Origin of the sequence: Mesorhizobium sp. WSM3859 (assembly GCF_002295065.1) — a bacterium.
Taxonomy (GTDB): Bacteria; Pseudomonadota; Alphaproteobacteria; order Rhizobiales; family Rhizobiaceae; genus Mesorhizobium.
Map to the genome: position 1 here is coordinate 263,547 of NZ_NSGG01000008.1, position 24,232 is coordinate 287,778.

The window sequence follows — 24,232 nt, forward strand, 5'->3', positions numbered from 1 at the left end:
TGACGGCCCGGACTGGACTGATCCGACCCAGCTGGATATTGCTTCTGGAATGACCGATCCGGTGTTCTTCGCGCCTTCACGCCGGTATACGGCTGGCGAAGTCGCGAATCTGACCGGCGCCAGCTTGGCCGATTCCGCTCAGGCCGAAATTGCCATCGAGGCGCTGGCTCCGGCGAATGAGGGCGGGGATGGCGCGCTCGTCTTTGTCGACGGCAAGCGCAATTTCGTGCTGATGCAGTCGCTGAGGGCGGCCGCGGTCCTGTGCCCCCCTGATTTTGCCAGCAAGGCACCGCCAGGGGTCGCGGTGCTTATGCATCCTCGCCCGCAACAGGCTTTCGCGATGGTCGGGCGCCTTTTGTTTCCGCACGCCGCAACTCCGGGGCCAATGACCGGAGAAACCGGCGTCTCGGCGCATGCCTTTGTCGATCCGTCCGCACATATCGAGGAAGGGGCGATCGTCGAAGCGGGCGCCGTGATCGGTCCCGGCGTATCCATCGGCAGCGGCACGGTCATCGCGCCTCACGCCGTTGTTGGCCGCTCCTGCCAGATCGGCCGCGACGGGTTCGTCGGTCCGGGCGCCAGCATCCAATATGCGCTTGTCGGCAATCGTGTCATCATCCATGGCGGCGCAAGGATCGGCCAGGACGGTTTCGGCTTCGTGGGCGGCGCCAAGGGACCTGAACGCGTGCCGCAGATCGGTCGCGTCATCATCCAGGACGACGTCGAGATCGGCTCCAATTCGACCGTCGACCGCGGCGCGATGTCCGATACCATCATCGGCCAAGGCACCAAGATCGACAATCTGGTGCAGATCGCCCACAATGTTCGCATCGGCCGCAATTGCATTATAGCGGGCCTTTCGGGTATTTCCGGTTCCGTCGTCGTCGGCGACAACGTCACCATGGGTGGCGGTGTCGGCCTCGCCGATCATTTGACCATCGGGCCGGGGGCCAAGCTTGCTGCGAGAAGTGGATTCATGAACAACGTGCCGGCAGGCGAGATCTGGGGAGGCTATCCGGCACAGCCGATGGCGGAAGCCATGCGCGAGATAGCGATGCTGCGCAAGATGGCCAGGACGCGCAAGCAAGGCGACGGAAATGGCTGATATGGTGGCAACGACACTCGAGGCGGTCGACATCATGGGGCTGATGAAGCTCCTGCCGCACCGCTATCCGTTCCTGCTGATCGATCGCATCGTCGACATCGACGGCGACGAATCCGCCGTCGGCATCAAGAACGTGACCATCAACGAGCCGCATTTCCAGGGCCACTTTCCGCAACAGCCGGTCATGCCCGGCGTGCTCATCATCGAGGCGATGGCCCAGACCGCCGGCGCGATCTGCATCCGTAGCCTCAACACGGAAAAGCCGTCGCTGGTTTATTTCATGACCATCGACAACGCGAAATTCCGCAAACCGGTGGTTCCGGGCGATCAGCTCAGGATCCATGTCAAGAAGATCAAGAAACGCGGTAACCTGCTGAAATTCGCCTGCGAGGCGATGGTTGATGGCGCGAAGGCGGCAGAAGCCGAGGTTTCGGCCATGATGGTTACCGGCTGACGGTTCGAAATGCTCATGAAAGTCGCGACATTTATCCATCCTTCCTCGGTCGTCGAAGAAGGAGCCCGGCTCGGCGAGGGCGTCCGCATCGGACCCTTCTGCCATATCAGCGCCGATGCGATCATCGGCGACCGCGTCGAGCTGGTCAGCCATGTGTCGGTGATGGGCGCAACAACCATCGGAGCCGAAACAAAGGTCTATCCGATGGCGACGCTCGGCGCGCCGCCGCAGAACACCAAGCACAAGGGCGGGCACACCACGCTCGTCATCGGTGAGAACTGTACCATCCGCGAAGCCGTCACGATGCATGTCGGCACCGATTCCAGCCGCGGCGAGACGAGTGTCGGCGACAACGGCAATTTCCTTGCCTATGCCCACATCGCCCATGATTGCGTCGTCGGCAAGAACGCGACTTTCGCCAATGGCGCGACGCTCGGCGGCCATTGCGAGATAGGCGACAACGTCTATATCGGCGGGCTGACCGCCGTTCACCAGTTCGTGCGCATTGGCGACAACGCATTCATCGGCGGCTGCTCGGCGGTTGTCGGCGATGTCATTCCCTATGCGATTGCCGCCGGCAATCGCGCCAAGCTGCGCGGCCTGAACATCGTTGGACTGAAGCGTTCCGGCCTGCCGCGCTCCGAAATCTACCTGCTGCGCAAGGTTTACCGGTTGATTTTCGACCGTTCCCGCAGCGTCGCGGAGAATATCGATCTCGCCAGGGCGGAATTAGGCTCCTCGTCTCCGGCCGCCATGAAGATGATCGACTTCATCGCCAGCGGCGGCAAGCGGCACTATGCGGTCCCGCCGCTGAAGGGTGGCGGCGACGATGCAGATGACGAAGGCTGAGGCGGCCGGGACGAAGCTAAACCTCGCGCCGGGCGCCAGGATCGGCATCATCGCCGGCGGCGGCAGTCTGCCGGTGGAAGTCGCCGCGAGCTTGGCAAAGCAAGGGTACCCGCCTGTCATCATCGCGGCCGAGGGCGAAGTCGACCGCAAGTCGGATCTCGCCGCTTATGAAACCGAGAAGCTTGCTCTCGAAGACTTCGGCTCGCTGGTCCCGCTGCTAAAGCGCAAACGGATCAGCCATCTCGTGCTGGCCGGCGAGATCAGGCGCAGGCCGAAATTGACTGGCATGCGGCCGAGCCTTGGCCTGCTGGCCGTCGTGCCTACCGTGGTCATGGGACTGGCGCGCGGCGACGATGGCTTGCTGAAGATCCTGACGCGCTTTCTGGAAAAGCGGGGCATCAAGGTCGTCGGAGCGCACGAGATCGTGCCTGAACTGCTTGCGGGCGGCGGCCCGCTGACCAAGGCGGAGCCGCGCAAATCCGACTGGCGTGACATCGAGGCGGCGCGGGCTGCGGCGAAGGCGATCGGCGCGCTGGATATCGGCCAGGCAGCGATTGCTGTTGGAGGTCGAGCGGTCGCCCTCGAAGGCATTGAAGGGACCGCCGGCCTGCTCGACAGAATGCGCGAATTGCGCATCCATGGCAGGCTCGCCGGCAAGACGCGCGGCGTGCTGGTCAAATGCGCCAAGCCGGGTCAGGAATTGCGGGCGGACTTGCCCTCCATCGGCCCGCAGACGATCGAGGCTGCGCATGCGGCGGGCCTTGCCGGCATAGCCGTCGAGGCCGGCCGTTCGCTCATTCTCCAAGGTCCGGAAACGCTGGCGCGCGCCAATGCGCTCGGCCTGTTCATCGTCGGCCTGCCAGCAAAGGAGCTGGTCAACGGGGAGCCGGCTGATGGCCGCTGACAAGCCGCTCAAGCTCGCGATCGTCGCCGGGGAGGAATCCGGCGATCTACTCGGCGTCGATATCGTGCGGGCGCTCGAGCGTACGACCGGCCGCAAGGTTCAGCTTGTCGGCATCGGTGGCCGGCACCTGCAGCAATTGGGGCTGACCCCACTGTTCGACGGCGGAGAGATCGCGCTGATGGGTTTCAGCGCGGTGCTGCGCGACCTGCCGCGGCTGATGCGCCGGATCCGCCAGACGGCGGCGATGATCGCGACCGAGCGGCCTGACTGCCTCGTCACCATCGACAGTCCGGATTTTTCGCTGCGCGTCGCCAGGAAGGTCCGCGCCGTGGCACCGTCCATCCCGATCGTCCACTATGTCTGCCCGAGCGTATGGGCCTGGCGGCCGGGCAGGGCGGTGGCGATGAAACCCTATGTCGACCATATCTTGTGCATCCTGCCGTTCGAGGTGAAGGCGCTTGCCCGGCTCGGCGGACCACCGGGCACCTATGTCGGTCACCGCCTGACGCGGGATCCGGGCGTGCTTAGCGCCGCCAAGGCGCAGAGCCAGCCGCGCGACCTCTCCGACGCCCGCGTCAAGACGGTGCTGGTGCTGCCCGGCTCGCGCCGCAGCGAGGTCCGCCGGCTGATGGAACCCTTCGGCAAGGCGATGTCGGCGCTGCGCCAACGCGGCCATCGCCTGCGCCTGTTGTTGCCGACGGTGCCGCATGTCACCGAGCTGGTGAAGGCTTCGGTCGCCAGTTGGGACGACAAGCCGGAAATCATCACCGAGCCGGAGCGCAAATGGCAGGCCTTCGGCAAGGCCGATGCGGCATTGATCGCGTCGGGAACGGTGTCGCTCGAGTTGGCGCTTGCCGGCGTTCCGATGGTTTCCTGCTACAAGCTCGACCCGATTGCGCGCCAGCTGCTGCAGCATATGGTGACGACTTGGTCGGCCCTGTTGCCCAACCTGATTTCCGACCGCACGCTGGTTCCGGAATTCTACGATCAGTATGTCCGGCCGGAGAACCTTGCCCGGCAACTTGAGGCCCTGTTTGGCGACACCGGCATGCGTGCCTGGCAAAAGGCTGGCTTTGCCGAAATTGCCCGGCGCATGGCAACCGAGCGGCCGAGCGGCGATATCGCCGCCGAGGTGGTGATGGGGTGTATCAAGAGAGCGAATAGGGAGTAGTCAGTAGTGAGTAGTTTGGAGCGATAGCTCACTACTAACTACTAACTTTTTCACCACTCACTCAACGCTTAGCAATCGGCACGTAATCGCGTTCCGTGGCGCCGGTGTAGAGCTGGCGCGGACGGCCGATCTTCTGGTGCGGATCCTCGATCATTTCCTTCCACTGGGCGATCCAGCCGACCGTGCGGGCAACCGCGAACAGCACGGTGAACATGGTGGTGGGGAAGCCCAGCGCCTTCAGCGTGATGCCGGAATAGAAGTCGACGTTCGGGTAGAGCTTCTTTTCGATGAAGTAAGCGTCGGTCAGCGCGATCTTCTCCAGTTCCATCGCGATGTCGAGCAGCGGATCGTCCTTGATGCCGAGCTCGCCCAACACCTCATGCGCGGTCTTCTGCATGATCTTGGCGCGCGGATCGTAGTTCTTGTAGACGCGGTGGCCGAAGCCCATCAGCCGGAACGGATCGTTCTTGTCCTTGGCGCGGGCGATGAACTCCGGGATGTGATCGACATGGCCGATCTCGCCCAACATGTTGAGCGCCGCTTCGTTGGCGCCGCCATGCGCCGGACCCCATAGGCAAGCGATGCCGGCGGCGATGCAGGCGAAGGGGTTGGCGCCTGACGAGCCGGCGAGGCGGACCGTCGAGGTCGAGGCGTTTTGCTCATGGTCAGCGTGCAGGATGAAGATACGCTCCATCGCGCGCGCCAGCACCGGATTGATCTTGTACTCCTCGCAAGGCACGGCAAAGCACATGTGGAGGAAATTGGCCGCGAAGTTCAGCTCGTTCTTCGGATAAATGAAGGGCTGGCCGATATGGTATTTGTAGGCCATCGCCGCGATGGTCGGCATCTTGGCGATCAGGCGCATGGAGGCGACCATGCGCTGGTAAGGATCCGAGATGTCGGTCGAGTCGTGATAGAAGGCCGACAGCGCGCCAACCACGCCGCACATCACGGCCATCGGGTGCGCGTCGCGGCGGAAGCCGGTGAAGAAGCGCGACATCTGCTCATGCACCATGGTGTGGCGCGTCACGCGATAGTCGAAATCCTCCTTCTGCGCCTTGGTCGGCAGTTCACCGTAGAGCAGCAGATAGCAGACCTCGAGGAAGTCGCCATGTTCGGCAAGCTGGTCGATCGGATAGCCGCGATGCAGCAGGATGCCGGCATCGCCGTCAATGAAGGTGATCGCCGACTCGCAGCTCGCCGTAGACGTGAAGCCGGGATCGTAGGTGAAGGCGCCGGTCGTGCTGTAGAGCGCGCCGATATCGATCACGTCAGGCCCGGTCGACCCGCTTCGCACCTTGAATTCATGGGTCTTGCCGGCGAGTTCGAGCCTGGCGGTCGACTCATGCGCCTTGCCGCTCGGTTCCAGTTTTGTCGCAGCTTCGCTCATTCCCAAACTCCTTTATGTTTCCTCATGCCGGCAAGGCAATTCCTGCAAACGACACGTCGAAGGAATGCGCGAACTCGCCACCGCATTTTAGGAGGTGCGTGCCAGATTGGGCCAGGGCCTAATGTTGCACTGCGAAACACACCTTTCAATGCCAATCTTTTTGGACCAGTCCGCTCCTAATCGATTTGATCTCCAATGCGCGCCAGGCTTTCCTGGCGGCCCAGCACGGCAAGCACGTCAAACACGCCGGGCGACGTGCTGCGGCCTGTAAGCGCGGCTCTCAGCGGTTGGGCCACCGCACCCAGCTTGTGTCCGCCAGCCTGCGCAAACTCGCGGATCGAAGTCTCCGCCGAGGCGGCGCTCCACTCGCCCTGCACAGAAGACAAGGCGCCGTGCGCGCCGCGCAGAATCGCGCGCGCATCCGCGTTGAGCAAGCCCGCCGCCTTCTCGTCCAGGGGCAGTGGCCGCTCGGTGAACAGGAAAGCCGCGCCGTCGACCAGCTCGACCAGGGTCTTGGCGCGCTCCTTGAGGCCGGGCATGGCGGCAAGCAGCTGCGCCTTGCGCTTGTCATCGAGTTTCGCGGCAAGCGCCGGGCCGCCTTCGAGATAGGGCAAGGTGGCGACGAAGATGTCGAACAGCGCCTGGTCGTCCATCTTGCGCATATGCACGCCGTTCAGCGCCTCGAGCTTGGCGAAGTCGAAGCGGGCAGCGCCCTTGTTGACGTCGCCGATGTCGAACCAGGCGACCATGTCCCTGATCGACATCACCTCATCGTCGCCATGGCTCCAGCCGAGCCGCGCCAGATAGTTGAGCAAGGCTTCCGGCAGATAGCCCATGGCGCGATAGGCCTCGACGCCCAGCGCGCCGTGCCGCTTCGACAGCTTGGCGCCGTCGGCGCCGTGGATCAGTGGGATATGCGACATCGACGGCACCGCCCAGCCCATGGCGTTGTAGATCACCGTCTGGCGCGCGGCGTTGGTCAGGTGATCGTCGCCGCGAATGATGTGCGTGACGCCCATGTCGTGATCGTCGACGACGACGGCATGCATGTAGGTCGGGACGCCGTCGGAACGCAGGATGATGAAGTCGTCGAGATCCTTGTTCGGGAAGCGAACCTCGCCCTGAACGCGGTCGTTGACGATCGTCACGCCCTCGGTCGGCGCCTTGATGCGGATTGCGCCTTTGACGCCTGCCGGCGCCTCGGACGGATCGCGGTCGCGCCACTGGCCGTTGTAGCGCGGAGGCAGACCCTTGGCGCGGGCCGCCTCGCGCATTGCCTCAAGCTCGGCCGGCGTCTCATAGGCGTAATAGGCTTTACCTAGCCGCACCAGTTCCTCCGCCACCTCGCGATGGCGCGGCGCACGCTCGAACTGCGAGATGGCGTCGCCGTCCCAGGAGAGCCCAAGCCAGGTCAGACCGTCGAGAATGGCGGCCGTGGCGGCCTCGGTGGAACGCTCGCGATCGGTGTCCTCGATGCGCAAAAGCATCGTGCCGCCGGTGTGCTTGGCGTAGAGCCAGTTGAACAACGCCGTGCGAGCGCCGCCAATATGCAGGTAGCCGGTGGGCGAAGGGGCAAAACGGGTGACGACCTTGTCGGACATGGAACTCTCGAAGAAGCACTGAAAAAATGCATGTATCGCGAGGACTTCCACGCGATCGGCGTTCATGTAGCATAGGCGGTCTGGGGCGCAAGGGGCAGACCCGATGGCTGGGCGTGGCCGGGGTACGGAGGAGGGCGGGGGAACGACAGCTGGCGTCAGCGAGCGCCTGATGTTTGCCCATGCCTCGCCTGCCGAAGAAGCGCCGCTTTCGCTTCCGGAACTCCATCCGCCCGCCGAGCTACCGCCGCCCGGTGGCGGTGCGCTGCAGCCAGCCTCGCCAACGGCCATCGTCGGCAGGATCCGCAAACAGCTTGGCCGCGCATCGCTTCCCGCGTTGCGCCAAAGCGTTGCGGTCGCCGCCGCCACCGAGATCGACCGCGGCATCGGCTTCCTTTTGGTGCCGGTGTTCCTGGCCGCCGGCGTGATCTATTACTTCTCGCTGAGCGCCGAGCCGGATCTCTACAGGCCGCTTGCGGCGGTGGCTTTGATGGCTGTCTGCGCGGCAGTCTCGCGTTCCTGGCAGCGGACGCACCTTGTCTTCATGGCATCGCTTTTCTGCGCGCTCGGCTTTCTCGCGGCCAAGGTGGAGACCTGGCGGATGGCGACGCCGATGCTGGGGTCCGAAATCCAGACACGGCTGACCGGCCGTCTCGTCACTGCCGAGGCGATGGCCAATGGCCGTGTGCGGCTGACCATCGATCTCATGTCCACGGAGCATCCGACGCTGCGCTACGCGCCGGATCGCGTCAGGGTTTCGGCGCGCAGGATACCGCCCGGCATGACGGCCGGATCGATGTTGACCGGCTATGCCAAGCTGCTGCCGCCGACCGGCCCAGTCCGCCCGGACAGTTACGATTTTTCCTTCGACAGCTACTTTAGCGGCATCGGCGGTAGCGGCTTTTTCCTGGGCGATCCAAAGCTGTTAGCTCCGGCTTCGACTGCGCCAACGCGGGCACCCTTCGGCGCGCGCATCGCATCGGCGGTGGAAAATGCGCGCGAAGGGATCGCAGACCACATCCGGAGCAGCATCGGCGGGTCCGAAGGCGAGATCGCGGCGGCGCTGATCGTCGGCGTGCGCGCCGGCATTCCGGAAGCGGTCAACGAGTCGATGCGGCGCACCGGCATTTATCACATCATCTCGATCTCCGGTCTGCACATGGCGCTGGTGGCTGGCACGATCATGTTCCTGCTGCGCGGCGCTTTCGCGCTGTTTCCGGATTTGTCGTCGCGCCGCCCGGTGAAGAAATACGCCGCGGCGATCGCGCTTGCCTCGATTGCCGCTTACCTCGTCATCTCCGGCATCGTGGTGGCGGCCGAACGGAGCTTCATCATGCTTGCGGTGATGCTCACCGCCGTGCTCTTCGACCGCGCGGCGCTGACGATGCGCAACCTTGCGATCTCGGCGATTGCCGTCATCCTTGTCTCGCCGCATGAAGTGGTCGGCCCGAGCTTCCAGATGTCCTTCGCCGCCACCGCCGCCCTGGTTGGCGCCTATGCTGGCTTTGCCGATTATCGCGCCGGCAAAGCGACCGCGCCGCCGGCAAAGCGTTCGTTCCTCGGATACCTGTCGCGAAAACTGGCGGTTGGCGTTGCTGGCGCCGCGGTAACCTCGCTCATCGCGGGCAGCGCGACACTACTGTTTGCGATTTGGCACTTCCAGCGCATATCGCCGCTCAGCCTGCTCGCCAATCTGGCGGTGATGCCAATCGTCTCGCTGATCGTCATGCCGTTCGCCGTGTTGAGCGCGCTGGCCATGCCGTTCGGCTTCGACGGTCCCTTCCTTTATGTGATGGGCAAGGGGCTGACAGCGATGATTGGCATTTCGGCATGGATTTCCGAGCGCTCGCCGGTCGATGCTGTGGGATTGATCTCGATCCAGTCGGTGCTGCTGGCGACAATCGCGCTGGTCATCGCGACCATGGCCACGACCTGGCTAAGGCTTGCCGCTGTTCCCTTCGCTCTCGCCGCGCTGCTGGCGATCCCGCATGTGCGCACGCCGGATGTGCTGATCTCGGAGGACGCGCATCTGGTGGCGATGCCAATCGGCGGCGGCGAACTTGCCGTCAACCGCGAACGCTCCAACGAGTTCACCACCGACAATTGGAAGCGGGCGCTGAAGGCCGAGGAAATCGTGCCGCCCGAGAGATTCGCCAAGAATGCTCTCGATATCGCCGACCCGGTCGACCTGCCGCCCGGCTCGCCCTTCTATTGCACCGGCAACCTCTGCATTGGCCGGCATCCTTCCGGCGCGATCGTCGCGCTCGCCGAAAATCGCGACAGCGCACGGCCAGCCTGCGGTTTTGCCGACCTCATCGTCATCAACGATGCGACGGCCTACAATCCCTGCTGGGATCAGCGCGTGCTTGTCGTCACCAAGCGCCAGCTGGCGCGTGACGGCAGCGCAGCCGTCTTCTTCGATCCACAATCGGCAACCGCGCGCGCAGCCATCCAATATGCCGTCGAAAAGCCATATCGGCCTTGGCACGAGCAGCGCAAATACACGCGTGAGGCGAGGGGACTGCCGCCTTATGAAAAGCCTGAGAGGGCCAAACCCTCGCAGCCGGATCAGTAGCGCCTGATAAGCCCGACGAGCTTGCCCTGCACCTTAACCCGATCCGGCCCGAAGATGCGGGTCTCGTAGGCCGGGTTGGCAGCCTCCAGCGCGATCGAGGCGCCCTTGCGGCGGAAGCGCTTGAGCGTCGCTTCCTCATCGTCGACCAGCGCCACCACGATCTCGCCCGGGCTCGCCGTGCTGGCGTTACGGATGATGACGGTGTCGCCGTCGAAGATCCCGGCCTCGATCATCGAGTCGCCTTTAACCTCCAGCGCGTAGTGCTCGCCGCCCATGATCATATCCGGCGGCACTGAGATCGAATGCGTCTGGTGCTGGATGGCGTCGATCGGCACACCTGCGGCAATGCGGCCCATCACCGGAATGGACACGGCCGAAACGGCGTCGTCGTCATTGCTGGGTGTCGGCGCGCGCGAGGGCGCTGCCGGCTTGACCTGGCGGCTTAGATTACCCTGGCCGCCTTGAATGACGCTCGGCGAAAACTTCTTCGCGGCATTCAGGCCAGGTGCAATCGAGTCGGGCAGGCGCAAGACCTCCAACGCGCGTGCCCGGTTCGGCAGCCGACGAATGAAGCCGCGTTCTTCGAGCGCCGTGATCAGCCGATGAATGCCGGACTTCGAGGCGAGGTCGAGCGCTTCCTTCATCTCGTCGAAGGATGGAGGAATCCCGCTCTCCTTCAGGCGTTCATGGATGAACATCAGGAGTTCATGTTGTTTGCGCGTCAGCATTGGCGGCCCCCACGGGTTCCGAAACCAGAATCAGAAAAACAAACCCAGAACAAACACTATCTGTTCCAGTTGTGTTCCGCAACCATTTAAAGTTTAATGAATTTGTTAAGGCCGGCGAAAGAATGTTGCATCCGACGGTGCCCGGCCGCCACCGGTTGGGCTGTGTCATTGATTCCGCTCGATTTTGCAATTCTCCTTAAGCTGAAATTCGGAGGCGACGCCGTCGCCAAGGTGCTGAAGGGATCCGGTCAGCTGACCAACCATGTACCGCACCGTGAACGAAACGAACCCAAAATGCCAACCTGGCGCTGGTTCCGATCCTCAGCCTTTGCCGTCTATGGACCAGCTAACATAAGACAGAAGGTTCTTGCCGTGTCGTGGACGGTGATGAGACAACCGCCCTGGTCGCCGGGGGATGTTGCGGCCTGGCTCGAAACGGAGGCGGTAGCACAATGAGGGGAATTCCCGATCTTGCCGAGGTCGAGGCGATGGATGCCGCGGACCCGCTGCGCGACCTGCGCGATCGCTTCGTTCTGCCGGAAGGGGTGATTTACCTCGACGGCAATTCGCTGGGCGCCGCTTCAATCAATGTCTTCAACGAGATCGAGAAGTCAGCGAAGCAGGAATGGGCGCAGAATCTCATCCGCGCCTGGAACACCGCCGGCTGGTTCGACATGCCTGTCCATCTGGGCGACCGGCTCGGGCGTCTGATCGGCGCCGCGCCTGGCCAGACGGTGGTATGCGACACCACCTCGATCAACATCTACAAGGTCCTGCATGCGGCGCTCGCGATGCGGCCCGAGCGCCCGGTGATCGTTGCCGAGGGCGACAGCTTTCCGACCGACCTCTACATGGCGGAAGGGGTGGCCTCGACGCGGCCAGGCACGGTGCTGCGGCTCGAAGGCGTCGATGCCCCGACGATCGAAGACCTAGTCGACGACCGTGTCGCTGTCATCATGGTCAACCATGTCAACTACAAGTCCGGCCGGCTGCGCGACATGGCCGCCCTGACCCGCAAGGCCCATGACGCTGGTGCGCTGATCGTCTGGGACCTCTGCCACACGGCCGGCGCCCTGCCGGTGGATCTCGACGGCTCGAATGCCGATTTCGCCATCGGCTGCACCTACAAATATCTCAATGGCGGGCCGGGCGCGCCGGCCTTCCTCTATGCCGCTACCCGCCATCTTCCCGACATCAGCCAGCCGCTCAGCGGCTGGTGGGGGCATGCCCGGCCGTTCGCGTTCGAGCAGGGTTATGCCGCTGGCTCAGGCATCCGGCGGTTCCTGTGCGGAACGCAGCCGGTGCTGTCGATGCGCGCGCTGCAAGGCGCGCTGGATCTCTGGGACGAAGTCGACATGACGGCCGTGCGCGAGAAGAGCGTCGCGCTGACGGATCTGTTCATTCGCCTTGTCGAAGTCAGATGCGGCGCGTTTGGTCTCGAGCTGGAAAGCCCGCGCAACGGTGCCGAGCGCGGCAGCCAGGTGTCGTTCGCCCATCCGCACGGCTACCAGGTGATGCGTGCCTTGATCGAGCGCGGCGTGATTGGCGATTTTCGCGCGCCGTCGACCGTTCGTTTCGGCTTCACGCCGCTCTATGTCGGCTACAGGGATGTCTGGGACGCCGTCGAGGTGCTGGAAGACATCCTACGCACGGGCGCTTGGCGGGAGGCCCGTTATGCGGTCAAGGAGGCCGTCACCTGACTTCGAATGGCATGCCGAACAAAGACAACTTGAAATCGATCTGATCGCGGGAGGGGCTGGTGCTGGGACACCGCATTGTCGACTGGGATGATGCCTACGCCAACGGCGCGAACATCGCCGGCGGCGACCGCTGGCCGGCGGCCTGGGACGGCCCGGCTCAGGCATTTCGTGAAAAGTTGTTGGCAGAGGGTAGGGTGCGACTCGACATTGTCTATGGCGAGGCGCCGCGCAACCGGTTCGATCTCTTCCTCCCGCCTGCCGCGCCGAAGGGGCTCGTGGTGTTCATCCATGGCGGCTACTGGATGGAGTCACACAAGAACTCCTGGTCGCATCTGGCCGCCGGCGCCGTAGGTCGCGGCTTTGCCGTCGCCACGCCTTCCTACACGCTCTGCCCGCAGACCAGGATCAGCGGCATCGTCAATGAAGTCGCGGTCGCGATCGGCAAGGCGGCGGCCATGGTCGACGGCCCGCTGATGCTGACTGGACACTCGGCCGGCGGACATCTCGCCAGCCGCATGGTGACGTCGAGTTCGCCGCTGTCCTCCAATGTGGTGCGGCGGGTGCGCCAGGTCGTTTCGATTTCAGGCTTGCACGACCTCCGGCCGCTGATGTCGACCGCGCTGAACGAGACCCTGAACATCGATGAGCGGGAAGCGTTGAGCGAAAGCCCGACTTTGCTGCGGCCCCGGCAGGGGGCCCGCATCACCTGTTGGGTCGGCGGCGGCGAGCGCTCGGAATTCCTGCGCCAGAGCGCATTGCTCGCCAACATCTGGACCGGGCTCGGGGCCGCCACCGGTTCAGTTGTCGAGCCGGACCGGCATCATTTCAACGTTGTCGATGGTCTCGCCGATCCGGACCATCCCCTGACGCGAACGCTGGTGGACGAATAACGATCGGCTTCGCCGACGAACAACGGTCGACTTCGTCGTTGTATAAACGAGATCGGCGTTGTCGATGTATCAGCGCAGCATCAGCACACCGCATTCGGCGCCGACCTCCGCGACCGGCGCGAAGGGCTCGCGCACGATCAGGCCGTTGGCGTCGGCGAGCATCCTGAGCATCGAGGAGTCCTGGATGCCGAAGGGGGTCGCGACCAGGGTGCCGGCGTCCTCGCGAACCACGGCGCGCACATAGTCCTGCCTGAGATCGTTGGCCTGCATCGCGGCGCCCAGACGGGCCGTTCGCACGTCCTGCCTGAAATCGCGGCCGCCGAGCCGGGCAAGCAGCGGCTTCAGGAAGAGCTGCGAGCAGACGATGCTTGCCACCGGATTGCCGGGCAGGCCGATGCAGCGGATGTTGCCAAGCCGGCCGAACATCAACGGTTTGCCGGGGCGCATCGCGATCTTCCAGAAATCGAGCGCCATGCCTTCGCCGGTGAGCACGTCATGGATCAGGTCGTGGTCGCCGACAGAGGCGCCGCCGAGCGTGACGATAACGTCGGCGCCCGCCTCGACGGCTTTCCGGATCAGCGCGGCGATCGCTTCCTTGCGGTCAGCGGCGATGCCGAGATCGAGCGCCCGCGCGCCGACCGATTGCGCGGCGGCGGCAACGCCATAGGCATTGGAGGAAATGATCTGATCTGGGCCGAGCGTGCTGCCCGGCGGCAGCAATTCGTCTCCGGTGGAGATGATCGCGACCAGTGGCCGGCGCACGACATTCAAGGCGGGGTGGTTGGCAGAAGCCGCCAGCGAAAGGGCTGCCGCGTCGAGCACGCGACCTTTTTCGAGCAGCACGTCGCCCTCGCTGAAGTCGAGCCCGCGGCGGCGCACATTGCGTGCTTGCGCGGTCGGCTCCGTCACCTCGATCCGGCCATTGCCGAGGTCGCGGACGTTTTCCTGAATGACGATGGTGTCAGCGCCTTCAGGCAGCGGCGCGCCGGTAAAAATGCGCACGGCCTGGCCTTCGCCGACGGTTCCGGAGAAGCCGCGCCCCGCGGGCGCCATGCCTATGACCTCAAGCCGCGCCGGAGCTGAAGCGACGTCGGCGGAACGCGCGGCATAGCCGTCCATGGCCGAGGCATTGAAGGGTGGCTGCATGCGCAGCGCCGCAACCGGTTCCGCCAGTACCCGTCCGGCCGCGTCCGCCAGCGGCACGCTTTCGCCCGGCAAAGGCGCTGCGCCGTCGAGCAGGCGGGCGAGCGCTTCGGCGACCGGAACCAGCGCCATCAGGTATCCACCTTGTAGTCACCTGATTTGCCGCCGGTCTTCTCAACCAGCCTTATGCCGGAAATCGCCATGCCGCGGTCCACCGCCTTGGCCATGTCATAGATGGTGAGGCAGGCGACCGAGGCAGCGGTCAGCGCTTCCATCTCCACGCCCGTCTTGCCGGTGACGCGGGCGAGCGCTGTGACCTTGAGGCCAGGCAATGCACGATCAGGTTCGATCTCGACGGCCACTTTGGTCAGAAGCAGCGGATGGCAAAGCGGGATCAGTTCATGCGTCTTCTTCGCGGCCATGATTCCAGCGATGCGGGCGGTGCCCAGCACATCGCCTTTCTTGGCGTCGCCGGCGAGGATCATCTCCAGCGTTTCGGGCCGCATCGAGACAAAACCTTCGGCGATCGCCGTGCGGGTCGTCTCGGCCTTGTCGCCGACATCGACCATGTTGGCTTCGCCCTTGGCGCCGAGATGGGTGAGGGCCATGCTCAGACGGCCTCGGCCGCTGCCTTGCCCGTCAGCAGAAGCTCAGTTGCCGCCGCCACGTCGGCCTGCCGCATCAGGCTCTCGCCAACGAGGAAAGTGCCGATCCTGCTCTTTTCCAACCGGCGGCAATCCCGATGCGTGAAGATGCCGCTCTCGCTGACCAGCAGCCGGTCCGAAGGCACCATGGCTGCCAGCCGCTCGGAAACATCGAGGCTGGTCTCGAAGGTTCTTAAGTTGCGGTTGTTGATGCCGATCAGCCGCGACGACAGCTTCAGCGCCCGCTCCATTTCCATCTCGTCATGCACCTCGACCAAGGCGTCCATGCCGAGCTCGAAAGCGGTAGCTTCCAACTCCTTGGCCAGCGCGTCGTCGACGCTCGCCATGATGATCAGGATCGCATCGGCGCCCCAGGCGCGCGCCTCATAGACCTGGTAGGGATCGAACAGGAAATCCTTGCGCAGTGCCGGCAAGCGCACTGCCGCGCGCGCGGCCGTCAGGAATTCGGGCGCGCCCTGGAAGGAGGGCGCGTCGGTCAGCACCGAAAGGCAGGCGGCGCCGCCCTTCTGATAGGCTTTGGCGAGCGCCGGCGGATCGAAATCGGCGCGGATCAGACCCTTGGAAGGGCTGGCCTTCTTGATTTCGGCGATCAGCGCGAAGCCTCCGCCCCGGCGCTTGGCTTCGAGCGCCGCGAGGAAGCCGCGCGGTGGCTCGGCGTCCTTCGCCTTCGCCTTGATTTCGGCGAACGGTACGCGAAGCTTCGCCGCCGCGATCTCGTCGCGCTTATAGGCTTCGATCTTGCGCAGGATGTCCGACAAGGCCTTATCCGTTCGAAATCTCGACGAGCTTGTCCAGCACCGCAAGAGCGCGGCCACTGTCGATCGCTTGCGCTGCCGCTGCGATACCGTCGGCAAGCGTCGTCGCCTTGCCGGCCACGACCAGACCGGCGCCGGCGTTCATCAGCACCGTGTCGCGATAGGCGCCGGCGGCGCCACCCAACATATCGCGCAATTGCTTGGCGTTATAGGCCGCGTCGCCGCCGCGCAGCTCTTCCTTGGTGTGCCGCTTCAGCCCGACGGCTTCCGGCGTCAGGGTGAAGCTGCGGATCTCGCCGCCGGCAAGCTCCGCGACCTGGGTCTCGCCCGTGGTGGTGATCTCGTCGTAGCCATCGCCATGGACGACCCAGGCGTGCTCGGCGCCCAGCGCCTTCAACGTCTCGGCCACTGGCATGATCCACTCCGGCAGGAAGACGCCGACCATCTGGCGGCTTACGCCGGCGGGGTTCGACAGTGGTCCGAGCAGATTGAAGATGGTGCGGGTGCCGAGCTCGACGCGGGTTGGTCCGACATGCTTCATCGCCGGATGATGCGCCGGGGCGAACATGAAGCCGACACCGGCCTCGTGAATGCAGTGGCCGATCAACTCCGGCGAGATATCGATCTTGACGCCCAGCGCCGTCAGCACGTCGGCGGAGCCGGTCAGCGAGGACAGGCCGCGATTGCCATGCTTGGCGACCGGCACGCCGGCGGCGGCGATGACGAAGGCCGAAGCGGTCGAGATGTTGACCGAGTGCGAATTGTCGCCGCCTGTGCCGACGATGTCGATGGCGCCGTGCGGGGCTTCGACGCGCAGCATCTTGGCCCGCATCGTGGCGACCGCGCCGGATATCTCGCCCACAGTCTCGCCACGCACGCGCAGCGCCATCAGGAAGCCGCCGATCTGGCCGGGCGTCGCGTCGCCCGACATGATGATGTCGAACGCCTCGCGCGCTTCCTCGAAGGAAAGCGCGGTGCCGGTGGCAACCTTGGCTATGTGTGTCTTCAGCGCGCTCATCGTGTTTGTGCTTGCGAAACGGCGTTCGGATCGACGCGGACGTTGTATTGCGACTGCAGCTGCGCCACCAGCTGGTCGAGCAGGTCGTCGGACATGCCGGCGCCGAAGGATTTCTGCGCGTCGTCCGGTACGGTGCTGCCGTCGGCGCCAGCCGGCTCGAAGACCTCGGCGACCTTGAACAGGATCTGGCCGTCGCCGGTGGGCGAGGGGATCAGACCGGTGCCGCCTTCGCCGACGCCGAACATGGCGGCGGCACCCTCCTTGCCGAAATCGGCATCGTCGGCTTCGCGCTTCAAGCCGCGCTTGGTCTGTTTGTCGAGCTTGAGCTCGCCGGCGATGACGTCGAGCGTGGTGCCGGCCTTGAGGCGCTTCTCGAGCTCCTTAGCCTTCGCGTCGAGCCGCTTTTCGGTCTCGGCTTCCGTCCAGTCGGCCACGACCTTCTTGCGGACCTCATCCAGCGTGCGGTCGCGCGCCGGCGTGATCGACTGCACCTCGTAGAAGACGAAACCGTTGTCGGCGGTGGTCAGGGCTTCATTCTCGGTATTGGGCTCGGCCGCGAACACCGCCTTGATGAGATCGGCCGATTGCGGCAGGTCGTTGACAACGGTGCTGTCCGGCCGCAGGCCGGTGCGGTCGATGGCGTCGATGGTGACGACCTTGAGCTTCAGCTTGTCGGCGGCCTGGGCAAGCGAGGCGCCTGAGGCGCGGGTGTCCTCGTAGCTGTCATGCACGTCGAGCAGGATGCGGCTTGCCTCGCCGAGCGCCAGGTCCTTGCGGATCTGGTCGGACACCTCCGAAAGCGGTTTCACGACCTGCGGCTTGATCTCGGTGACGCGCAGGAGCACGGGGCCGAAGGCGCCCTGGACGACCTGGCTTACCTCGTTGGCATTGAGCGAGAAGGCCGCGTCGGCAACCGCCTTGTCGGCGATCTTGTCCTTGGACAGCGTGCCGAGCAGCGTGTCGGCCTGCGTCTTGCCTTCGGCGGTGACGAGCTTGTCGAAAGTGGCGCCAGCCTTCAGCGAATCCAAAGCCGCCTTGGCCGCTTCCGGCGTCTTGAACACCAGCTGCTCGATGGTGCGCATCTCGGGCGTCGTGTAGCGCGCGATGTTCTTCTTGTAGTCGTCGCTCACCTGCTGGTCGGTTACCGCTGACGGATCCGCGATGTCCTGCGGTTCGAGCCGGACATAGGAGAATTTGCGGTATTCCGGCGCGGCGTAGTTCTTCTTGTTGGCGCCGAAATAGGCGTTGAGGGCGCTGTCGGACGGCGCCTCGATCGGCTGCACCAGCGTCTTGGGCAACACCAGATAGTCGATCGTGCGATCCTCGCCGCGATACAGCGAGACCGCCTTCAGGAAGGTCTGCGGAACCTTGAGGCCGTCGGAGATCGCCTCGACGATCTGCTGGCGCACGGCCACCTGCGAGCGGTTCCTGAGATAGTCCTCCGGCCGCATGTCGAGCTGGCGAAGGAGATACTCGAAGGTGCGGCGATCGAACTGGCCGCTGGGGCCTTTGAAGGCCGGATCCTCGCGCGTCAGCTCCGCCAGCCGGTCCTTGGAAAGGCCGAGGCCCAGCTTGCGCGCCTGTTCATCGAGCACGGCGCCCGAAACGAGCTGCGCCAGCACCTGGTTGTCGACGCCGAGCAGCTTGGCCTGTTCCTGGGTGACGCGCTGGCCATATTGCTGGGAGAGCAGGCTGAGCTGGCGATTATAGGCCAGGCGGTACTCGTTGATCGAGACCTCGGTGCCGCCGGCGGTGATCACCGCGTGATGGCCGCCGAGAACGCCACCCACCATGCGCGTGGTAATGCCCCAGGCGGCAAAGCTCAGGACCAGCAACAACAGCAACGCCTTCGCGACCCAGGTACCCGCCGCGCTTCTCAATATACCAAGCATGCATACTTCCGAGTTTTGCGCATTTTCGCGTGCGCCGAGTCTGAAACAAGCGCAATAGCGCCCTTCCGGTCCACTGTCGATTGCTTTGTGACCTGATTTTGGTAGTGAGGGCGCTGCTTAATGTCGCTCGGAGAACGCGTCCCATGACCCTTGGAATCCGCCCGCTTGTCGCCGGCAACTGGAAAATGAACGGCACCAGCGCCTCCCTCAACGAGCTGCGGTCGATCGGCAATGGGTTCATGAGCGGACTCGACGCCGAGACCGAAGCGGTGGTGTGCGTGCCGGCGACGTTGCTCCAGCGCGCGGCCGAGATCCTGTCGCGCACGCCGGTGCGGGCCGGTGGAGAGGATTGTCATCCCAAGGAGAGCGGCGCTTTCACCGGCGAGATTTCCGCCGAGATGCTGAAGGATGCCGGCGCGAGCCACGTTATCGTCGGCCATTCCGAGCGCCGCGAGCTGTTCGGCGAGGACGACGCGATAGTCCATGCCAAGGCTTCGGCCGCCTGGCGGGCAGGGCTGGTGGCCATCATCTGCATCGGCGAAACGCGCGCCGAACGCGAGGCGGGCGCCACGCTCGACATATTGTCGCGTCAGCTCGAGGGCTCAGTGCCGACCAGCGCTACCGCGGCGAACACCATTATTGCCTATGAGCCGGTGTGGGCGATCGGCACCGGCCTGACCCCGACGGCCGCCGACGTCGCCGAGGCGCATGCGCATATCCGCGGCAAGCTGACCGGTTTGCTCGGCGATGCCGCGGCCAGGATGCGCATTCTCTATGGCGGCTCGGTCAAGCCGTCCAACGCGGTGGAATTGCTCGGCGTCGAGAATGTCGATGGCGCGCTGGTCGGCGGCGCCAGCCTCAAGGCTGCCGACTTCCTCGCCATAGCGGAAGCCTACATGAACATCTCCTAGAGATCGTCTCCCAGGCTTCCGCGGCATAAATCGTTGTATTGGCCGCATTGCTTCCCATATTCCCGGCCACGGGCTTGGAAATGCCACCAAAGCATTGTAAGGAGCCGCCTCCAAAACACCGGTCGTATGCGCGGCCGCGCAAGGCCTCGCCAGGATAAACTATGGAAACCGTACTGATCGTCATCCACCTCATGGTCGTGCTCGCCCTTGTCGGCGTGGTGCTGCTGCAGCGCTCCGAAGGCGGCGGCCTGGGCATCGGCGGCGGTTCCGGTTTCATGACCGCGCGAGGTGCTGCGAATGCACTGACCCGCGCCACCGCAATCCTGGCGGCTGCGTTCTTCGTGACCTCGCTGGCGCTGTCGATCCTCGCCCGCTATGGCGAAAAGCCGATCGACATCCTCGACCGTCCGGCGACGGGCGGTGGCGTGCTCAACCAGCTGCCGGGGTCCAATGGACCGGTGGGCACTTCCAAGCCCGCGGCTCCGGCTGGCGGCACGGCTCCCGCGGCTCCGTCGGGTGGTGCGACGACCACCACGCCTCTTGCCAACGGCACCGCGGCGCCTGCGCCGGCTCCGGCGACAACGCCTGCTCCGGCTGCGCCGGCGCCGGCAACCAACGGCGTCACCCTGCCGGTTACCCCGCAGGTTCCGAACCAGTAGCCGGCCAAGGACCGGGCCGCGACCTGTTGTTCTTTGAACACAGTCGCGGCAAATGCGCGTTCGATCACAAAGATTCAACTGGGCGTGGCGCCTGCCTCAGCTTGAGGCGGTGACGGCTAATCGATTATAGATTGCGCGCGGCACATTATCGGCGTCCTTGGGGGGCGCCGGGCGACGCCGTGGGCAACTTGCTTTTGAACAATCGGATCATCGCCATGCAGCTTCGCAGCTTCATCCTCCTGGGAGTCTGTGCCATCCTCGGCATGGGTTCCGCGGCCTTTGCCGGACCGGCAAACCTGGCCACTTCCCCGTCGGTAGAGACAACCGACGCCATTCCAGTCGTCGCCAGCAAGAGCGACGCATCGCAGCTGAAGCTGCTCAAGAAGAAGAAAAACCCGACCTCAGACGACCTCGCGCAGATCAGCAAGCTCGAGGCCAAGATCGCGGCCGATAAGGAAGGCGCCAAGGAAAAGGCGCTCGAAGCTCGCAAGACGGCGATGCGTGAAGCGGCCAAGGCCAAGGCGGATCAGGCGCGCCAGGAATGGCTCGCAAAGAAGGGCGGCAGCGCCGCTTCGACTGAAGTCGCAGACGCCAGACCGGCCAAAAAGACCACCAATATCCTCGCGCCGCTGGAGCCGATAGCGCTGCTCGGTCCGGTCAAGGCCGAAGAGGCGATCCCGGCCGAAGCCATGAACATCACCGCCACCGGCAACAATGGCGAGCTGCGCAGCGAAAACCCGGGGCAGAAGCAGACGAGCAGCGGCGGGCTGTTCGCAGGCCTGTTCGGCGGAGCCTCGGTATCTTCGATCAGCTATCTGCCGGAGACCCGCGCACTTGATTCGGCGCTCGCCAAGAAGGACGCCAAGCGGCCGTTCAAGGTGAAGCCCGAATTCGTGCCGCAGGACGTCACGTTCACCGGCTATGAGCCGGGCACCATCGTGATCGACACCAGCGCTCGCCGCCTCTACCTCGTCGAGTCGTTTTCCACTGCCCGCCGCTACGCCATCGCCGTCGGCCGCGAGGGCCTGCAGTTCAAGGGCACGGTCGCGGTCGGAGACAAGCAAGAATGGCCGCGCTGGATCCCGACGCTCGACATGCAGAAGCGCGAGCCGAAGCATTACGGCCAGTACAAGGACGGCATGCCCGGCGGCGGCGAGAACCCGCTCGGCGCGCGCGCCATCTATCTCTATGACGGCAAGAAGGACACGCATCTGCGCATCCACGGCACTATCGCGCCGCAGTCGATCGGAACCAGCGCCTCCAATGGCTGCTTCCGCATGATCAACGAGCACGTCATGGACCTCTACAGCCGCGTCAAGGTCGGCACCAAAGTTGTTATTATATAACAACTAGTCGTTATCATCTGACGCGTTGAATCACACTGCCGTAAGGGCCGGCACCGCCGGCCCTTTTGTTTTGAGTTTCTGTTTTGACGCATGTCGTTCTCCCAAACTGCTTAGCACTTTTGGGCGACATGCTTCGCAAAAGCCCCTGGCGGGTCCCGGCGCCATTTTGGGAAAAAGCCTTCGCGGCGGTTTTTTCTCTGGCGGAATCAATCAGGCCGCGTTAAGCGATGACTCCCATGGCGCGATATGTATTCATCACAGGCGGCGTGGTTTCCTCACTCGGAAAAGGCATCGCCGCAGCAGCTCTTGGGGCTCTCCTGCAGGCGCGAGGCTATCGCGCGCGGATCAAAAAGCTCGATCCTTACCTCAATGTCGACCCCGGAACGATGTCGCCATATCAGCATGGCGAAGTGTTCGTGACCGATGACGGGGCCGAGACCGATCTCGATCTTGGCCATTACGAGCGCTTCACCGGCCGCTCGGCGAACCAGCAGGACAACATCACCACCGGTCGCATCTACAAGAACATCATCGAGCGCGAGCGGCGCGGCGACTATCTCGGCGCCACCGTTCAGGTGATCCCGCACGTTACCGACGAGATCAAGCATTTCGTGCTGGACGGCAATGACGACTACGACTTCGTGCTGTGCGAGATCGGCGGCACGGTCGGCGACATCGAGGCGATGCCGTTCCTGGAAGCGATCCGCCAGCTCGGCAACGACCTGCCGCGCAACAACGCGGTCTATGTGCATCTGACGCTGATGCCCTACATCCCGACCGCCGGCGAACTGAAGACCAAGCCGACGCAGCATTCGGTCAAGGAACTGCGCGGCATCGGCATTGCGCCGGACATCCTTCTGGTGCGCGCCGACCGGCCGATCCCGAAGGAAGAACGCCGCAAGCTGTCGCTGTTCTGCAACGTGCGCGAAAGCGCCGTCATCCAGGCGCTGGACGTGCCGCATATCTATGACGTGCCGATGGCCTATCACCAGGAAGGGCTCGATTCGGAAGTGCTGGCCGCTTTCGGTATCGACCCGGCGCCGAAGCCGCGCATGGAGCCGTGGCAGGCGCTGTCCAAGCGCATCCACAATCCGGAAGGCGAGGTGACCATCGCCGTCGTCGGCAAGTACACGGGGCTGAAGGATGCCTATAAATCGCTGATCGAGGCGCTGTCGCATGGTGGCCTAGCCAACCAAGTCAAGGTCAAGCTCGACTGGATCGAGAGCGAGATCTTCGAGAAGGAGGATCCCGCTCCCTGGCTGGAAAAGGTGCACGGCATCCTCGTTCCCGGCGGCTTTGGCGAGCGCGGTTCGGAAGGCAAGATCCTGGCGGCAAAATTCGCGCGCGAGCGGAAAGTGCCTTATTTCGGCATATGTTTCGGCATGCAGATGGCCTGCATCGAGGCGGCACGCTCGCTGGCTGGCGTCGATCACGCGTCGTCGACCGAGTTCGGCCCGACGGATGAGCCGGTCGTCGGCCTGATGACCGAATGGCTGAAGGGGAACATGCTTGAGAAGCGCCGGGCTACCGGCGATCTCGGCGGCACCATGCGGCTCGGCGCCTACCAGGCCGAACTCGCCAAGGGCTCCAAGATCGCCGACATCTATGGCGACACGCAGATTTCCGAGCGCCACCGGCACCGTTACGAAGTCAACATCGACTACAAGCAGCGGCTGGAAGAGTGCGGACTGGTCTTCGCCGGCATGTCGCCCGACGGCGTGCTGCCGGAGACGGTCGAATATCCGGACCATCCCTGGTTCATCGGGGTGCAATACCATCCGGAACTGAAGAGCCGGCCGCTCGAACCGCATCCGCTGTTCGCCAGCTTCATCTCGGCGGCAGTGGACCAGTCGCGCCTGGTTTGAACCATCGGCTGGCGAACCAGCTATGCAAACCTATGTCGCGCTGCTCTACAGCATAGGCCTCGGCGAAGGCCGGCGCCTCGTTATGTCCGACTTCAAGGCGATGGCCGAAGGTCTCGGCTTCAACAATGTCCGCACGCTGGTATCGACCGGCAACCTGGTCTTCGAGGCGCGGACAGGTGAAATTTCAAAACTTGAGCGTCGGTTGGAAAAGGCCTTCGAGAAAACTTTCGGCCGCCATGTCGATATTATCGTGCGCCGCGCAGAGGATTGGTTGAAGCTTGCGGCGTCCAATCCGTTCCCTGCCGAATCGGCGGAAGCCGGCGACCAGGTCGCGATTCGGGTGATGCGCCAACCTGTTGCCGACGAAGCGCTATCGGGACTTCAGGCCCGCGCGGCCGACGATGAGAAGGTGCTTTTGGTCGACGGCGATATCTGGCTCGTCTTCTCGCGCGAGCGGCCGAGCTCGCGGCTGCTTGCAGCCGCCAATCACAAGAGCCTGGGCATCGGCACGTCGCGCAACTGGAACACGGTGCGCCGGCTGGCGGAGATGGTAGGCGGGGCCTTCCCTTCTCCCCCTGTGGGAGAAGGCGGCCGCGAAGCGGCCGGATGAGGGG

General features: G+C 64.2%; 22 protein-coding genes. 14 read left to right on the forward strand and 8 right to left on the reverse strand.

What is annotated here, in order from left to right; all coding sequences use genetic code 11:
• The first annotated feature begins 49 nt into the window (after positions 1-49).
• Genes lpxD through lpxB form a run of 5 tightly spaced genes read left to right on the forward strand, consistent with a single transcriptional unit; the run spans position 50 to position 4,483 of the window.
• Complete coding sequence (lpxD, locus tag CK230_RS19245) at positions 50-1,105, forward strand: UDP-3-O-(3-hydroxymyristoyl)glucosamine N-acyltransferase (RefSeq protein WP_095818697.1); 1,056 nt, start codon at positions 50-52, stop codon at positions 1,103-1,105.
• Positions 1,098-1,559, forward strand: coding sequence for a 3-hydroxyacyl-ACP dehydratase FabZ (fabZ, locus tag CK230_RS19250; protein ID WP_095818698.1), 462 nt, complete (start codon positions 1,098-1,100; stop codon positions 1,557-1,559). Before lpxD ends, fabZ begins: the two co-directional genes overlap by 8 nt.
• Positions 1,560-1,574: 15 nt before the next feature.
• Complete coding sequence (gene lpxA / locus CK230_RS19255; RefSeq protein WP_095818748.1) at positions 1,575-2,408, forward strand: acyl-ACP--UDP-N-acetylglucosamine O-acyltransferase; 834 nt, start codon at positions 1,575-1,577, stop codon at positions 2,406-2,408.
• Complete coding sequence (gene lpxI / locus CK230_RS19260; RefSeq protein WP_095818699.1) at positions 2,395-3,312, forward strand: UDP-2,3-diacylglucosamine diphosphatase LpxI; 918 nt, start codon at positions 2,395-2,397, stop codon at positions 3,310-3,312. Before lpxA ends, lpxI begins: the two co-directional genes overlap by 14 nt.
• On the forward strand, positions 3,302-4,483 hold the full coding sequence (gene lpxB, locus CK230_RS19265) for a lipid-A-disaccharide synthase (protein ID WP_095818700.1): 1,182 nt from the start codon (positions 3,302-3,304) through the stop codon (positions 4,481-4,483). Before lpxI ends, lpxB begins: the two co-directional genes overlap by 11 nt.
• A 61-nt stretch (positions 4,484-4,544) precedes the next feature.
• Here lpxB and gltA read toward each other — a convergent pair whose 3' ends face one another.
• Together gltA and gltX are read right to left on the reverse strand one after the other, a co-directional pair.
• A complete protein-coding gene (gene gltA, locus CK230_RS19270) occupies positions 4,545-5,873 on the reverse strand; it encodes a citrate synthase (protein WP_095818701.1) in 1,329 nt (442 codons plus the stop codon).
• A 176-nt stretch (positions 5,874-6,049) separates the two neighbouring features.
• Complete coding sequence (gene gltX, locus CK230_RS19275) at positions 6,050-7,474, reverse strand: glutamate--tRNA ligase (RefSeq protein WP_095818749.1); 1,425 nt, start codon at positions 7,472-7,474, stop codon at positions 6,050-6,052.
• A gap of 103 nt (positions 7,475-7,577) precedes the next feature.
• On the opposite strand from gltX, the gene CK230_RS19280 reads away from it, so the two are divergent.
• A complete protein-coding gene (locus CK230_RS19280) occupies positions 7,578-10,046 on the forward strand; it encodes a ComEC/Rec2 family competence protein (protein WP_095818702.1) in 2,469 nt (822 codons plus the stop codon).
• On the opposite strand, the gene lexA is transcribed toward CK230_RS19280, so the two are convergent.
• Positions 10,040-10,774: a transcriptional repressor LexA gene (gene lexA, locus CK230_RS19285; RefSeq protein ID WP_095818703.1), complete on the reverse strand. Its 735-nt coding sequence runs from the start codon at positions 10,772-10,774 to the stop codon at positions 10,040-10,042. The genes CK230_RS19280 and lexA overlap by 7 nt on opposite strands.
• Positions 10,775-10,942: 168 nt before the next feature.
• Here lexA and CK230_RS32550 point away from each other — a divergent pair, with 168 nt between their 5' ends.
• The 3 genes from CK230_RS32550 to CK230_RS19295 are packed head-to-tail and all read left to right on the forward strand — an operon-like array spanning position 10,943 to position 13,364.
• The gene (locus CK230_RS32550; protein WP_141246058.1) at positions 10,943-11,230 is read left to right on the forward strand and encodes a hypothetical protein; all 288 of its coding nucleotides are present in this window, start codon (positions 10,943-10,945) and stop codon (positions 11,228-11,230) included.
• Positions 11,227-12,474 carry a kynureninase gene (gene kynU / locus CK230_RS19290; protein ID WP_095818704.1) on the forward strand — a complete coding sequence of 416 codons (1,248 nt, stop codon included), beginning with the start codon at positions 11,227-11,229 and terminating at the stop codon, positions 12,472-12,474. Before CK230_RS32550 ends, kynU begins: the two co-directional genes overlap by 4 nt.
• A gap of 59 nt (positions 12,475-12,533) precedes the next feature.
• The gene (locus CK230_RS19295) at positions 12,534-13,364 is read left to right on the forward strand and encodes an alpha/beta hydrolase (RefSeq protein ID WP_095818705.1); all 831 of its coding nucleotides are present in this window, start codon (positions 12,534-12,536) and stop codon (positions 13,362-13,364) included.
• Positions 13,365-13,433: 69 nt separating this feature from the next.
• On the opposite strand, the gene glp is transcribed toward CK230_RS19295, so the two are convergent.
• The 5 genes from glp to CK230_RS19320 are packed head-to-tail and all read right to left on the reverse strand — an operon-like array spanning position 13,434 to position 18,837.
• On the reverse strand, positions 13,434-14,639 hold the full coding sequence (gene glp / locus CK230_RS19300; RefSeq protein ID WP_095818706.1) for a gephyrin-like molybdotransferase Glp: 1,206 nt from the start codon (positions 14,637-14,639) through the stop codon (positions 13,434-13,436).
• Positions 14,639-15,121, reverse strand: coding sequence for a cyclic pyranopterin monophosphate synthase MoaC (gene moaC, locus CK230_RS19305; protein WP_095818707.1), 483 nt, complete (start codon positions 15,119-15,121; stop codon positions 14,639-14,641). Before moaC ends, glp begins: the two co-directional genes overlap by 1 nt.
• A complete protein-coding gene (gene trpC, locus CK230_RS19310) occupies positions 15,118-15,930 on the reverse strand; it encodes an indole-3-glycerol phosphate synthase TrpC (protein ID WP_095818708.1) in 813 nt (270 codons plus the stop codon). Before trpC ends, moaC begins: the two co-directional genes overlap by 4 nt.
• Positions 15,931-15,934: 4 nt before the next feature.
• Entirely contained in the window at positions 15,935-16,945 is a 1,011-nt protein-coding gene (gene trpD / locus CK230_RS19315) for an anthranilate phosphoribosyltransferase (RefSeq protein WP_095818709.1), read from the reverse strand.
• Positions 16,942-18,837, reverse strand: a complete 1,896-nt coding sequence (locus tag CK230_RS19320; RefSeq protein WP_095818710.1) for a peptidyl-prolyl cis-trans isomerase — start codon at positions 18,835-18,837, stop codon at positions 16,942-16,944. The genes trpD and CK230_RS19320 overlap by 4 nt, the downstream gene beginning before the upstream one ends.
• 143 nt (positions 18,838-18,980) lie before the next feature.
• On the opposite strand from CK230_RS19320, the gene tpiA reads away from it, so the two are divergent.
• From tpiA to CK230_RS19345, 5 genes are all read left to right on the forward strand, one after another.
• Positions 18,981-19,748: a triose-phosphate isomerase gene (gene tpiA / locus CK230_RS19325; RefSeq protein ID WP_095818711.1), complete on the forward strand. Its 768-nt coding sequence runs from the start codon at positions 18,981-18,983 to the stop codon at positions 19,746-19,748.
• 161 nt (positions 19,749-19,909) lie between these two features.
• Complete coding sequence (gene secG, locus CK230_RS19330; protein WP_095818712.1) at positions 19,910-20,407, forward strand: preprotein translocase subunit SecG; 498 nt, start codon at positions 19,910-19,912, stop codon at positions 20,405-20,407.
• 215 nt (positions 20,408-20,622) lie between these two features.
• Positions 20,623-21,753, forward strand: coding sequence for a L,D-transpeptidase (locus CK230_RS19335; protein WP_095818750.1), 1,131 nt, complete (start codon positions 20,623-20,625; stop codon positions 21,751-21,753).
• A 227-nt stretch (positions 21,754-21,980) separates the two neighbouring features.
• Positions 21,981-23,618, forward strand: coding sequence for a CTP synthase (locus CK230_RS19340; protein WP_095818713.1), 1,638 nt, complete (start codon positions 21,981-21,983; stop codon positions 23,616-23,618).
• Between the two features lie 22 nt (positions 23,619-23,640).
• The gene (locus CK230_RS19345) at positions 23,641-24,228 is read left to right on the forward strand and encodes a DUF1697 domain-containing protein (protein WP_095818714.1); all 588 of its coding nucleotides are present in this window, start codon (positions 23,641-23,643) and stop codon (positions 24,226-24,228) included.
• The last annotated feature ends 4 nt before the right edge of the window (positions 24,229-24,232 follow it).

What these genes read in the sequence shown, in the direction of transcription:
- tpiA (WP_095818711.1), top strand. Translation starts at nt 18,981, where the DNA reads ATGACCCTTGGAATCCGCCCGCTTGTCGCCGGCAACTGGAAAATGAAC.
- gltA (WP_095818701.1), bottom strand. Translation starts at nt 5,873, where the DNA reads ATGAGCGAAGCTGCGACAAAACTGGAACCGAGCGGCAAGGCGCATGAG.
- glp (WP_095818706.1), bottom strand. Translation starts at nt 14,639, where the DNA reads ATGGCGCTGGTTCCGGTCGCCGAAGCGCTCGCCCGCCTGCTCGACGGC.
- lpxA (WP_095818748.1), top strand. Translation starts at nt 1,575, where the DNA reads ATGAAAGTCGCGACATTTATCCATCCTTCCTCGGTCGTCGAAGAAGGA.
- trpD (WP_095818709.1), bottom strand. Translation starts at nt 16,945, where the DNA reads ATGAGCGCGCTGAAGACACACATAGCCAAGGTTGCCACCGGCACCGCG.
- lpxI (WP_095818699.1), top strand. Translation starts at nt 2,395, where the DNA reads ATGACGAAGGCTGAGGCGGCCGGGACGAAGCTAAACCTCGCGCCGGGC.
- CK230_RS19280 (WP_095818702.1), top strand. Translation starts at nt 7,578, where the DNA reads ATGGCTGGGCGTGGCCGGGGTACGGAGGAGGGCGGGGGAACGACAGCT.
- kynU (WP_095818704.1), top strand. Translation starts at nt 11,227, where the DNA reads ATGAGGGGAATTCCCGATCTTGCCGAGGTCGAGGCGATGGATGCCGCG.
- lpxD (WP_095818697.1), top strand. Translation starts at nt 50, where the DNA reads ATGACCGATCCGGTGTTCTTCGCGCCTTCACGCCGGTATACGGCTGGC.
- CK230_RS19345 (WP_095818714.1), top strand. Translation starts at nt 23,641, where the DNA reads ATGCAAACCTATGTCGCGCTGCTCTACAGCATAGGCCTCGGCGAAGGC.
- CK230_RS19340 (WP_095818713.1), top strand. Translation starts at nt 21,981, where the DNA reads ATGACTCCCATGGCGCGATATGTATTCATCACAGGCGGCGTGGTTTCC.
- CK230_RS19335 (WP_095818750.1), top strand. Translation starts at nt 20,623, where the DNA reads ATGCAGCTTCGCAGCTTCATCCTCCTGGGAGTCTGTGCCATCCTCGGC.
- fabZ (WP_095818698.1), top strand. Translation starts at nt 1,098, where the DNA reads ATGGCTGATATGGTGGCAACGACACTCGAGGCGGTCGACATCATGGGG.
- CK230_RS19320 (WP_095818710.1), bottom strand. Translation starts at nt 18,837, where the DNA reads ATGCTTGGTATATTGAGAAGCGCGGCGGGTACCTGGGTCGCGAAGGCG.
- lpxB (WP_095818700.1), top strand. Translation starts at nt 3,302, where the DNA reads ATGGCCGCTGACAAGCCGCTCAAGCTCGCGATCGTCGCCGGGGAGGAA.
- lexA (WP_095818703.1), bottom strand. Translation starts at nt 10,774, where the DNA reads ATGCTGACGCGCAAACAACATGAACTCCTGATGTTCATCCATGAACGC.
- gltX (WP_095818749.1), bottom strand. Translation starts at nt 7,474, where the DNA reads ATGTCCGACAAGGTCGTCACCCGTTTTGCCCCTTCGCCCACCGGCTAC.
- secG (WP_095818712.1), top strand. Translation starts at nt 19,910, where the DNA reads ATGGAAACCGTACTGATCGTCATCCACCTCATGGTCGTGCTCGCCCTT.